Annotated in this window: 10 protein-coding genes; 5 read left to right on the top strand and 5 right to left on the bottom strand. The window is 45.2% G+C overall.

The window, feature by feature from the left end; genetic code table 11:
- Positions 1-1301: 1301 nt before the first annotated feature.
- The gene (locus FTU67_RS09880) at positions 1302-1478 is read right to left on the bottom strand and encodes a hypothetical protein (RefSeq protein WP_155756617.1); all 177 of its coding nucleotides are present in this window, start codon (positions 1476-1478) and stop codon (positions 1302-1304) included.
- A gap of 712 nt (positions 1479-2190) precedes the next feature.
- Here FTU67_RS09880 and FTU67_RS09875 point away from each other — a divergent pair.
- Positions 2191-2682: a hypothetical protein gene (locus FTU67_RS09875; RefSeq protein ID WP_180061709.1), complete on the top strand. Its 492-nt coding sequence runs from the start codon at positions 2191-2193 to the stop codon at positions 2680-2682.
- 106 nt (positions 2683-2788) lie between these two features.
- On the opposite strand, the gene FTU67_RS09870 is transcribed toward FTU67_RS09875, so the two are convergent.
- On the bottom strand, positions 2789-4576 hold the full coding sequence (locus FTU67_RS09870; RefSeq protein ID WP_127800243.1) for an acyl-CoA dehydrogenase: 1788 nt from the start codon (positions 4574-4576) through the stop codon (positions 2789-2791).
- A 114-nt stretch (positions 4577-4690) separates the two neighbouring features.
- On the opposite strand from FTU67_RS09870, the gene FTU67_RS09865 reads away from it, so the two are divergent.
- Positions 4691-5671, top strand: a complete 981-nt coding sequence (locus FTU67_RS09865; RefSeq protein ID WP_180061708.1) for a GlxA family transcriptional regulator — start codon at positions 4691-4693, stop codon at positions 5669-5671.
- Between the two features lie 14 nt (positions 5672-5685).
- Here the strand turns inward: FTU67_RS09865 and FTU67_RS09860 are convergent, their stop codons facing one another.
- Positions 5686-6894 (bottom strand): MFS transporter, encoded by a 1209-nt coding sequence (locus FTU67_RS09860; protein ID WP_180061707.1) that lies wholly within the window; start codon positions 6892-6894, stop codon positions 5686-5688.
- A complete protein-coding gene (locus FTU67_RS09855) occupies positions 6891-7334 on the bottom strand; it encodes a MarR family winged helix-turn-helix transcriptional regulator (RefSeq protein ID WP_104487291.1) in 444 nt (147 codons plus the stop codon). The genes FTU67_RS09860 and FTU67_RS09855 overlap by 4 nt, the downstream gene beginning before the upstream one ends.
- Positions 7335-7752: 418 nt before the next feature.
- On the opposite strand from FTU67_RS09855, the gene FTU67_RS09850 reads away from it, so the two are divergent.
- From FTU67_RS09850 to FTU67_RS09840, 3 genes are all read left to right on the top strand, one after another.
- The gene (locus FTU67_RS09850; protein WP_152342407.1) at positions 7753-9198 is read left to right on the top strand and encodes a cytochrome ubiquinol oxidase subunit I; all 1446 of its coding nucleotides are present in this window, start codon (positions 7753-7755) and stop codon (positions 9196-9198) included.
- The gene (cydB, locus tag FTU67_RS09845) at positions 9195-10199 is read left to right on the top strand and encodes a cytochrome d ubiquinol oxidase subunit II (RefSeq protein WP_180061706.1); all 1005 of its coding nucleotides are present in this window, start codon (positions 9195-9197) and stop codon (positions 10197-10199) included. The genes FTU67_RS09850 and cydB overlap by 4 nt, the downstream gene beginning before the upstream one ends.
- A gap of 63 nt (positions 10200-10262) precedes the next feature.
- The gene (locus FTU67_RS09840) at positions 10263-10370 is read left to right on the top strand and encodes a hypothetical protein (protein ID WP_005178219.1); all 108 of its coding nucleotides are present in this window, start codon (positions 10263-10265) and stop codon (positions 10368-10370) included.
- Positions 10371-10410: 40 nt separating this feature from the next.
- On the opposite strand, the gene FTU67_RS09835 is transcribed toward FTU67_RS09840, so the two are convergent.
- Positions 10411-10968 (bottom strand): thermonuclease family protein, encoded by a 558-nt coding sequence (locus tag FTU67_RS09835; RefSeq protein ID WP_005178218.1) that lies wholly within the window; start codon positions 10966-10968, stop codon positions 10411-10413.

The raw sequence follows: 10968 nt of genomic DNA, 5'->3' as shown, positions 1-10968 counted from the left end.
TGTTCAAATGGCGATTCAGCGTTTAATTGGTTTTGGGAAAAAAGAAGAGTTTAAGGAAATTTTGGCAATTTTAAGAAAGCAGAATCCTGATAGGATAAGGGTTCTGTGAAATTTGTCGTGTACAGAGAAGAAGAGATTAGGTTCACAAAACCAGCTTTGTCATTAGGTTTGCAGTATAGCTCAACTCCGGTTTAACAACTATGCGTTGAATATTGGGTTTTGGTGGTTTTTCTTAAATTGCACTTTACAATGACAGCGAGGCAGTCGATTCGAGGTTGAGGATGCCTCCGAGTTTTGAATACTATTAAACTTATCTTAAAATTATAATAATTTTCTATTAATAATTCATTTAAAACGGCTTGGGTTGGCTAATTTTTGGCATAAAATATGTAATATTATGCAAATATATAAATTATAAATTTATATATAATTTTCAGCAGAATCTATCGCTGTAGTTTCTTTTTTTTACTGCCTCCTCCTCTAGGGAGGCATTTTTTTGAGGAGAAAAATTATGCTCCATCTTCTATTCACTTTATTTGGCCTGCATGAGGTGACTGAAATCGACTACCTGCTCGATGAAGAAGAGAATGAAACGTGTAGCAATGGTTTAGATCAAGAGTATTAACAGCGCTCATCCCTATTGCTTCTTTCTCTTGGTCAAGACCTAAAAAGCTCAACCCACTGGTGGGCTTTTTTATGGCTTTATACATTGCTCCGGAAATTACAATCTGTACAAAAAATGATCAAAATTGAATGTGAAAGCTACAAATTTGAATGATAGTTTAAATCCAGATCTTCCAATAGGTGAGGTGAGCAATGAAACTATTAGCTTTGATTGGTGTAGGACTTGCAGCAAGTTATTGTTATATCAATATTAAGAACAAAAACTTAAATCTATCCAATACGGATTTCGATGAAAGCATCCACAAAGTCGTTATTCAGGACTTCTGGGTTTAGTGGGTAATTTTTTATTTAGATTATCGAAATGAGATAATTTAAATGAATGTTAATTTTTATGAATGTCATATTATGATAACTTGTAAAATTTCTATTTATATAAAATTTGTATCAGGGCTAACTTCTGATTTTCTCCCAACGCCGTCCTCCAGAACAGGAGGCAGATTATTAAGAGTAGAATATTATGATCCAGTTCCTTCTTTGTCTGTTTAGCTTTCATGGCGCAACTGAAGTCGAATACACGGGTGATGATGAAGAAATTCGGCGCTGTCAGGATTGTCTAAAAGAGCGTGAATAGGCGCTATACCCGCATCCATAGAGCATAGAAAAATTGCCGGCTTGGCTTAGAACGGATCTTTTTTGACTTTTTTAATTTCAAGGGCAATCAAGATTGATGCAAAAACAAGCAGTCCGCCAATGATCAATAATAATGAATCATCTGCCTTGAATCCAACCCAGAAACTCAGGCCACTGCTGACTACACAGCTTAACAGTAGAACAATTAAAATTCCGTATTTCACGATACATCTCACATTAATTTTTTTAATCCCGTGATGATATACCTGTACTATGAACCGCTTGTGAAAGGAAAAATATAGGTGTAACTGGACGGTCACGGTATATGCAGTTTTGTGACCGCTGGGAGATGAGAAGGTTTTTTTAATACTTACTTGCTACTTAAGTCAACACACGCCAAGCGTTCACGATGCAGAGGATGATTAAGGAAAGGCAAAGGTAGAACACAAACTCGCTGCTCGTCGCGCTGGCCTGATCAAGCCTGTAGTAATAGAGAATAAAAACTAAAAATAGGATCGCAATAAGAAAAAGCATCGTTATTTTTTAAGTCTGAGATATCTCAGCATAATAGATGAGAGTGCATTGAAGGCAAAACAGTGTGTCATTTTAATATGGAGTATTCGTGCTTATTGAACTACTAACTACTAACTAGATGTTGATTAATATAAGATTCAAACTCAAGAACCCAATAAAGAAAAGAACCATCTACTAGCCCCGAATCAAAGTTTTTAAAAAGTTAAAAGCCTTCGAACCGTTTAAAGTCATCTTTCCAGATTGAAGAATTTTAGAGCTAAAGCCGTCCTCATGTAGACGCATGGCTTAAATAACATTGAATAAGATGTCATAATTGCTAAAATGCGATTCGTTTTTTATTACAGTTTTACAAGCTAAGAAATAAAGCTTTGTAAAACAGCAATCTATCTAGGAAAATTTTCAATGCTTGATATCTATTTAACGGATGTTCAGAAAAAGGTGCAATTTACCGATTATCCGGGTGAGCATCCTGTTAAATTTATTTTAAATTTTAAGAAAATTTTCCCAAGTGTGATGGAGCTGCTGCTGCCGGTGCTGCCTGAAAATGAAAACCTGGAAGACATGACCTGGGAATCAACCACGGCAGATCTGGAATTGTTTAAATTGCTGCTCAGTGGTTGGGGCCTGATTGAGCTGCGTTTAAATGCTATTGCGAAATATAAAGATCGCGCTTTTGCAGACCGTTTGGTGAAGCAAGCACAGCAAAAACGTCAGGACTATAAAAAATCACAAAGCCAATTGGCGACGGTAGAGCTGGACTATCTGTTTATGCATGAAGTTCATGCGCAAATTGATGCAGAACTGGTCGAGCTGGGTGAAAAATTCTATTTACCGACCCTACGTGAATTGTGGCAGGGTAAAATGGCGGCCAATGTCTTGAATGCACAATTCTAAACGGCATCTGCATTCTAGAAGTATATAAAAAATCCCCATGTAATAAACTACATGGGGATTTTCTTTAGAAGGTAGATATTTAAAACCTGCTTTCCATCATCCGGTTTTAAAACCAGTCACTGTGCATCGACAGGCAGGTATCATCAAATTCACTCAGTAATTTGGCCTGATGTTCAATTTCCGGTAATTCCCAGCGAATGAAATAGCGCGCCGCTTGCAACTTGCCTGCTAAAAATTGCTGATCTTCTGCCAACTCAGACTGGCCAAACTGCTGTTGCGCCTTGTTGGCCATATCCAGCCATAACCAGGAAATAATCACTTTAGCCATCATATCTAAATACAGGGCAGAATTGGCCAAAGCCTCATTGGTTTGACCTTGCATAAGCGCCTGTCCCAGTTTTTGTGTGGTGCTTTGTACCGTAGCCAGATGTTTGCAGAATTTGCTAGACAGATCCAGAATGGCCGGATGCTGAATCTGTTCCAGCGTGGTGTTGATGCGTTGCATCAGCAGATTTAAGCCTTTGCCATTGTGCTGCCATAATTTACGCCCGAGTAAATCCAGTGACTGAATACCAAAAGTGCCTTCATGAATCGGATTTAAGCGATTATCCCGATAATACTGTTCTACCGGATAATCACGGGTATAGCCGGCACCGCCAAGTACCTGAATTGCTAGATCATTGGCTTTCGGACCATAGGCAGAGGGGAAGGACTTGACCACAGGCGTGATCAGATCGAGCAGAATGGCGCTATCTTCCAAGCCACCCGCCTGATGTTCATCAATCAGTCGTGCGGCAAACAGGCACAGTGCCAAAGCACCTTCTACATAGGCCTTTTGCGCTAATAGCATCCGTTTCACATCGCTATGTTCAATAATATTGACCGGTTTGCTGTCGCTATTTTTTTCACTGGCCAGTCGGCCTTGCGGACGGTTTCTGGCATATTCCAGCGACTCCAAATAACCGCGATAACCAATCATTGCGGCGCCCAGTCCGACACCGACACGCGCCTCGTTCATCATTTTGAACATATATTTCAGGCCCTGACTGGCTTCACCAATCAAATAGCCTAAGCATTGGTTATTTTCACCAAAATTCAGCACAGTCGATGTTGTCCCGCGATAGCCCATTTTATGTAACAGGCCAGCCAGTTTGACATCATTGCGTTCACCCAGCGTGCCATCTTCATTGGTCAGGAATTTCGGCACAATAAACAGGGAAATGCCTTTGACACCTTGTGGCGCATCCTGAATCCGCGCCAGCACCAGATGCACAATATTTTCAGTAATGTCCTGATCACCCCCAGAAATAAACATTTTCTGGCCTTTAATTTTGTAGCTGCCATCAGCTTGTGGAATGGCTTTGGTGGTCAGATCACCCAGAGAGGAACCGACATTCGGCTCGGTCATGGCCATGGTGCCGGAAAAGCGGCCATTGAACATCGACGGGACAAAGGTCTGTTTCTGCTGCTCGGTACCGAAGGCCTGAATCAGATTCGCTGCGGCGGCGGTTAAAAATGAATAAGCCACGGTGGCAGGATTGGCCGACATAAAATAGGCATTGGCAGCCATATTAATCAGTGTGGGAAGCTGCATACCGCCCTGATCATAATCATGCTGGGCACATAACAGACCGGCCTGGGCAAACTGTTGCCAGGCCTGTTTCACTTCGGCAATGGTATGTACCTGTGTACCATCAAAATGCGGTTCTTGCGCATCGCCTTTGGCATTGTGCGGGGCAAAATAGTCTGCTGCAATGCCGCGCGCCGTATCTAAAATACTGTCGAAGGTGGCTTTGTCATGTTCCTGATAACGTTCCAGCTGGGTCAGCTGTTCGGCTGAAAATACCTGATAGAGTAAAAAATCCAGATCTTTTTGATTGATGAGTGCGGTCATGGGATGCCGTTACCTGTTTTTATTGATTGCTCTTAGCTTAACAAGACTTGTATTGGCAGATAAATTGTCAATAATGACACTCAAGGAGCCAAAAACGACATTTGGGAAGAAAGCATGAAGCGGGTTTTTATTCTGGCCTATGATGGTGCACTGGCTTCGGCCATAACCGGTGTGGCCGATTTATTCAGTCTGGCCGGCATTAGCTGGAACCGGATTCAGAAACAGGACATCCAGCGTTTGTTTCAGGTGCAGATTGCCTCGCCACAGGGAGAAACGGTGCAATGCAGTAATGGTTTACGCATTGAGGCGCATCTGGCCTATAGTGAAATCCAGCAGGCCGATTTGCTGGTGATTCCGACTTTGGCCGGTTCCATCGAGCAGATTCTGGAAAAAAATCAGTCTCTCATGAATGTTCTGCAACAGGCCGATCAAGCTCAATGCCTGATTGCCGGAAACTGTACCGGGAATTTTTTTCTGGCCGAAGCCGGAATTTTACAGGGCCGCAGTGCCACCACGCATTGGGGTTTTAAAGATCAGTTCCAGCAGCGCTATCCGGAGGTCCATTTGCAGGCGGATCGCCTGATTACCCAGTCCGATCATGTCTATTGTGCCGGTGGCGGGTTGGCCTGGTTCGATTTGGGGCTACATTTAATTGAACGTTTTTATGGCTTTGAAATTGCCATTCAGACGGCCAAATCCTTTGTGCTGGATTTTCGCCGTGACAACCAGTTGTCCTATTCCTTGATGCGTATGAGCAAGCCACATCAGGATGGTTTGGTAAAAGAAATCCAGCATTGGCTGGAGCAGCATTTTAGTGAAAACTTGAATATGGAAGATGTGGCGGCGCGCTTTAATATCAGCCCGCGCACGCTCATTCGCCGTTTTAAAGCAGTGTTAGATGTGGCGCCGAATCAGTATGTGCAGGCTATTCGTATTGAAGCTACGCAAAAACGGCTGGAAGAAACCGAGCAGCCGATTGACCGGATTATGCAAATGGTGGGCTATGAAGATCCGAGTTCATTCCGGCGTTTATTTCGCAAGAAAACCGGCCTAACCCCAATGGAATACCGCCAGCGCTTTGGCCGGCGGTTTTAAGCGTGTTGCTTTCGTTAGCGTGATAATTGTGGCTGCACCTGCTGAGCATGACGACCATGTAGCAGATAATACAGGCCTAAACACAACAGCGCGGCGATGGCACTATAGAAATACATCTGCGTATAACTAACCGATTTCAGCGCGATTCCGATCAAATACGGCCCGAAGCCCAGCCCGGCATCCAGACAGATAAAATAGGTCGAAGTCGCTAGTCCCATACGTTCCAGTGAGGTACTTTTGACCGCAATAGTCTGACAGACCGATTGAATATTGCCATAGCCCAGACCAAGCAAGCCAGCACAAAGCAGCAGCATACTGGAGTTATGCGCCTGACTCAGCAGAAACAGGGCAATCGCCATTACAATAAAGGCGGGATACATAATGATATTTTCACCTTTACGATCCATAAGCCGCCCGGTAAATGGACGCGAAAAAAAAATGGCGATGGCATACATCAAAAAGAATAAGGACGCGGCTTCGACCAGATCAATTTCTTTGGCGTAAAAGTTAATAAACGACAGCACGCCGGAATAACAGATGGAAGCAAACAGCATAATCAGGGAAATCGGCAGTGCATTCTTTTCCAGATATTGGGTCCAGAAGCCAAAACCTTTGCCTGCTGTCGCGGTGGCTGCAGGTTTAGGCTGTGCCAGGTTCGGCATCCGGATAAAACAGGCCACCACCAGACAGCCCAGCGCTAAGGCACTGGATAAGCTAAAAATTGTCTGATAACTGGTGTGCAGCATCATCCAGATCGCGACAAAAGGACCAATCGCCGTACCCAGGGTGCTGCTCATGCTGTAATAGCCAATACCTTCACCACGGCGGGTGGGCGGCAGAGTTTGTGCGATGACTGTGCCGAGTACGGTAGAGGCGACTCCCATCATAAAGCCATGAATAAAACGGATGCCGAGCAGGGCAGTCACCCCCATCTCTATAAAATAGCCTAAGGAAAGCAGCAAGAAACCGGCCAGCCCAAAAAGCAGGGTGCTACGATAACCGAAACGCTGTAGGCATTTGCCAATCAGCAGACGGCCAAATAAGGTGCCGACAATAAACAGTCCTGAAATTAAACCGGCTTCGGCAATGCTGGCATTTAATTCCGCCACGGCATAACCGACAATCACAATCACCAATAGATAAAAAATCAGTACCAGTTGAAAATTGATCAGGCCGACCAGGATAAAGTTTCTGGTCCATAGCGGTGCTTGTGCTGAACTCATTTGTCTTCACCTTGTAGGGTCGGTTGTAACTGTTCACTCAGCTGATTAAGGATCTCGCGGGTATGGGCGATGTCCGCAACTGCAAAAGACTGCAGCAGCTGCTGTTCAAACTGATCAATCTGGCTTGAACAATGCTTGAAAAGTTCCTGCCCGTGAGAGCTAAAAGTCAGGCATTTCTGCCGTTTATCGCTACTTTCAAGCTGATGGATTAAACCCAAGTCCAGCAACACCCGAATACGTTTGGTGATGCTCGGTTTGGACACCTTTAAATAGGCGGCAATATCTACCTGGGTACATTGCTGTTTTAAATGAATGACATATAACACCTGCCACAAGGAATAATTAAGCTGATGCGGCAATAACAGAGTATTAACTTCATCGCTGAACAGACGTGCGCAGCGTAATAAGGCGGTACGAAATTTTAAGGGAGAGCTTGGCATAAAAAAAATAGTTAACCAGGGTAACTAAAACAAAGTCAATGTACGCCTGTTCGGAATTTTTTTCAAGTAGGGAAGCCAGCGAAGGATTCAAAAAAACAGATGATAAAAGATGAGGGGGCAACGTGTATTGCTATAGATTTGTTAAGCAGCGTTAAGGTCAATCAACTGAACTACAAAAATTCCTCTCATCCAGTCCTGTCTATCCAGCTGATAAACCGCAAGAATAAAAAATCAGCGCTTCTATCTTCCAAAAAAACTCATCAGTTGCAGAAATTACTCGCTTAAAGATTCTTGATCAAAAGCCTACACAAGGCCTATACAACTTCGTCCTATGCTGAAGCGCGATGAGAAAAATTCAAAACGCTATATTTAAAACTCTACACCCTGAGCGCAGCTCGACCTTTTGAAAGGTGGCATGATGACCCTCGGTTTTACCGCGCTGGAACTGGCCCGGATTCAGTTTGCCTTTACAGTTTCATTTCATATCATTTTTCCGGCCATTTCCATTGGTCTGGCCAGTTTTCTGGCGATTCTGGAATGGCGCTGGTTACGCAGTCGTAATCCGATTTATCAGGACCTGTTTAAATTCTGGGTCAAGATTTTTGCGGTCGCCTTTGCCATGGGGGTGGTTTCTGGCATTGTCATGAGCTATCAGTTTGGCACCAACTGGAGTGAATTTTCCCGTATCGCCGGCAGTGTCACCGGACCATTATTGGCCTATGAAGTGCTCACCGCTTTCTTTTTGGAAGCGGGTTTTCTCGGCATCATGCTGTTTGGTTGGGGACGGGTGGGACCTAAAGCACATTTTTTCTCGACTTTAATGGTCGCAATTGGCACCTGTATTTCCATGTTCTGGATTTTATCAGCCAATAGCTGGATGCAAACTCCGCAAGGTTTCAGCATCGAAAATGGCATTCTGGTGCCACAGGACTGGTGGGCCATTGTCTTTAATCCGTCATTCCTGTATCGGCTGGCGCATATGGCCATTGCTGCCTTTTTGGTCTCTGCTTTGCTGGTGGCTGCCACGGCTGCCTGGCATTTACTTAAAGGCCGTCGGGATGCACTGGTAAAAACCTCGTTTTCAATGGCCTTGTGGCTGATGCTGATCTTAACTCCCTTACAGGTGCTGGTGGGCGATTTACATGGCTTGAATACCCTGCAACATCAACCAGCCAAACTGGCAGCGATGGAAGGGCATTGGAATACCAATCATGAGAAAGGCATGCCGCTGTATCTGTTTGGTATTCCAGATATGCAGGCCGAAGAAACCAAATATGTGCTGGCGATTCCCAACTTGGGCAGCGTAATTCTGACCCATTCGCTGGATGGCACCGTGACCGGTTTAAAAGAATTTGCCCCGGAAGATCGGCCCAATTCGACCATTGTGTTCTGGAGTTTCCGGATTATGGTCGGCTTAGGCGTGCTGATGCTGATTCTGGCGCTATGGGGATTGTGGCTACGTAAACGACAGCGTTTATATGAACATCGTCGTTTTCAGCGTTTTGCCCTGTGGATGGGGCCCTCCGGTTTTATTGCCTTATTGGCCGGTTGGTTTACCACAGAAGTCGGCCGCCAGCCATGGGTGGTCTATGGGGTGTTACGTACCGAAGATGCCTTATCGCCGGTGTCTGCAGAGCAGGTTGGCCTGAGTTTGATGATTTTTGTACTGGTGTATTTTGTGGTGTTTGGGATGGGCATTTATTACATGCTCAGACTGATGCACAAAGGGCCGGAACTGATTCATTCAGCGCCATCATCAGCCTCTGATGCTGAGCTTACTCAAGCCTCCAGACGGCCGTTAAGCAGTGTCACCGAGCGGCTTAACCCGCCCGCCGAGCGCCCCAAACAGGAGCATGAGCCATGATAGATTTATCTTTGCTGTGGATCGGGATTATTGCCTTCGCGGTGCTGATGTATGTGGTGTTAGATGGCTTTGATTTGGGTATCGGGATTTTATTTCCATTTTTTCCCGAACAGGCAGAGCGGGATGTGATGATGAATACCGTCGCGCCAATTTGGGATGGCAATGAAACCTGGATGGTGCTGGGAGGTGCCAGCCTGTTTGCTGCTTTTCCCTTGGCCTATGCCACGGTGCTTTCAGCCCTGTATTTACCGGTCATTTTAATGGTGATTGCCTTAATTTTTCGCGGTGTTGCCTTTGAGTTTCGTTTTAAGGCCAACAGCAGCAAACACTGGTGGGACAAAGCTTTTATTGGTGGCTCTGTTTTTAGCAGCTTTTTACAAGGCGTAATTTTGGGCGCTTATATTCAGGGTATTCGTACCGAGCAGGGGGTATATGCGGGCCATGGCTTGGACTGGTTAACGCCGTTTAGCCTGTTTACTGGTGCTGGCGTGGTAATGTTGTACGCCACTTTAGGTTGTGGCTGGCTCATTTTTAAAACCGATCAGGCACTACAGCAGCGTATGTACCGTTTAATGCCGAAGATGCTGATCGGCCTATTGATTGTTTTAGCAGCCGTCAGTATTTATACCCCGATAACCCAGCCGCACATTGCCGAGCGCTGGTTTAGTCTGCCGCAGCTGCTGTATTTCTCTCCGGTGCCGATACTGGTGCTGATCTTTACTTATCTGGCTTTAAAAGCCTGCCGGCAACAGCAACAGTTTCGCCCATTTTTGTATACGCTGGCCTTGGTATTTCTGGCCTATAGCGGTTTTTTAATCAGCTTATGGCCTTATATTATTCCGCCCTCGGTCAGCTTCTGGCAGGCTGCTGCACCGGAAAGCAGTCAGCGTTTTACTCTCATTGGCGCGCTGATTTTAATTCCGATTATTCTAGGTTATAGCGCGATGTCCTATTGGATTTTTCGCCATAAAGTCCGGGTGGGGGATGATGGCTATCATTAAAGAAAATCGACATGAAGCACATCATTATAGGTCAGTTATTCCCTTAGTCATCAAGGAGCCGCAATGAAACGTACACAGCTGCTGTGGTTTATTGGTCTCTGGCTGGCCGGCTTTGTGGCTTTGGCGCTGATTGCCGGGGCTTTTCGTTTGCTGGTGCAATGGGCTTATTAAGCTGAATCATCTTCGGACTTTAAAAATCCACCTGAGCATTTTATTTACGGTTCTGTTTGCGATAGACACTTGGCCGCACCGGGCGGCTACTTTTCCAGAGGCCTTTTTTCCGTGCTCTGGCCTGAGTCTGTAAGGCACGCATATGCGCCAGCTGCTTGCGATCACGAATATAATCTTCATAGACCCAGGCGGCACCACGTTTGACCAGTTCTTCATTGACATTTTTACGGTAGCGATAAATCACCCCAACATGGCGGCCATAGCGGTCAATATCGGTAATTTTGACTCGCACAACCTTCTGATGCAGCATGGTTTTCACCAGACGCCGGGTTTCCGGACCATAACTTTGACTCGATTCTGGCGCATCAATATAAGCAAAGCGGATGCGGGTTTCTGAACGTCTTAAATTAAAACGGTACAGGGTGAGGGTATCGCCATCGCTGACCGCAGTGACCCGCGCCCAATAGGTTTTGCCTTTTTTAAAAGGTCGAAACAGTTGCTGCACAAAGCGGGAAATCTTACCCAACAGCATAAACGCAACAAGACAGCATCCAGCGGCCAATGCCAGCAGCCAGAAAGGGGAGAGTTCAGTCAACAT

This window comes from Acinetobacter sp. YH12132, from assembly GCF_013418645.1.
GTDB lineage: Bacteria > Pseudomonadota > Gammaproteobacteria > Pseudomonadales > Moraxellaceae > Acinetobacter > Acinetobacter indicus.
Note: the sequence above shows the minus strand (reverse complement) of the source record. Positions and strands in the feature narration are given on the sequence as shown.

Bases quoted from the DNA above. Each gene is read 5' to 3' on its own strand.
- FTU67_RS09875 (WP_180061709.1), top strand. From the start codon at position 2,191: ATGCTTGATATCTATTTAACGGATGTTCAGAAAAAGGTGCAATTTACC.
- FTU67_RS09870 (WP_127800243.1), bottom strand. From the start codon at position 4,576: ATGACCGCACTCATCAATCAAAAAGATCTGGATTTTTTACTCTATCAG.
- FTU67_RS09865 (WP_180061708.1), top strand. From the start codon at position 4,691: ATGAAGCGGGTTTTTATTCTGGCCTATGATGGTGCACTGGCTTCGGCC.
- FTU67_RS09860 (WP_180061707.1), bottom strand. From the start codon at position 6,894: ATGAGTTCAGCACAAGCACCGCTATGGACCAGAAACTTTATCCTGGTC.
- FTU67_RS09855 (WP_104487291.1), bottom strand. From the start codon at position 7,334: ATGCCAAGCTCTCCCTTAAAATTTCGTACCGCCTTATTACGCTGCGCA.
- FTU67_RS09850 (WP_152342407.1), top strand. From the start codon at position 7,753: ATGACCCTCGGTTTTACCGCGCTGGAACTGGCCCGGATTCAGTTTGCC.
- cydB (WP_180061706.1), top strand. From the start codon at position 9,195: ATGATAGATTTATCTTTGCTGTGGATCGGGATTATTGCCTTCGCGGTG.
- FTU67_RS09840 (WP_005178219.1), top strand. From the start codon at position 10,263: ATGAAACGTACACAGCTGCTGTGGTTTATTGGTCTCTGGCTGGCCGGC.
- FTU67_RS09835 (WP_005178218.1), bottom strand. From the start codon at position 10,968: ATGTTGACTGAACTCTCCCCTTTCTGGCTGCTGGCATTGGCCGCTGGA.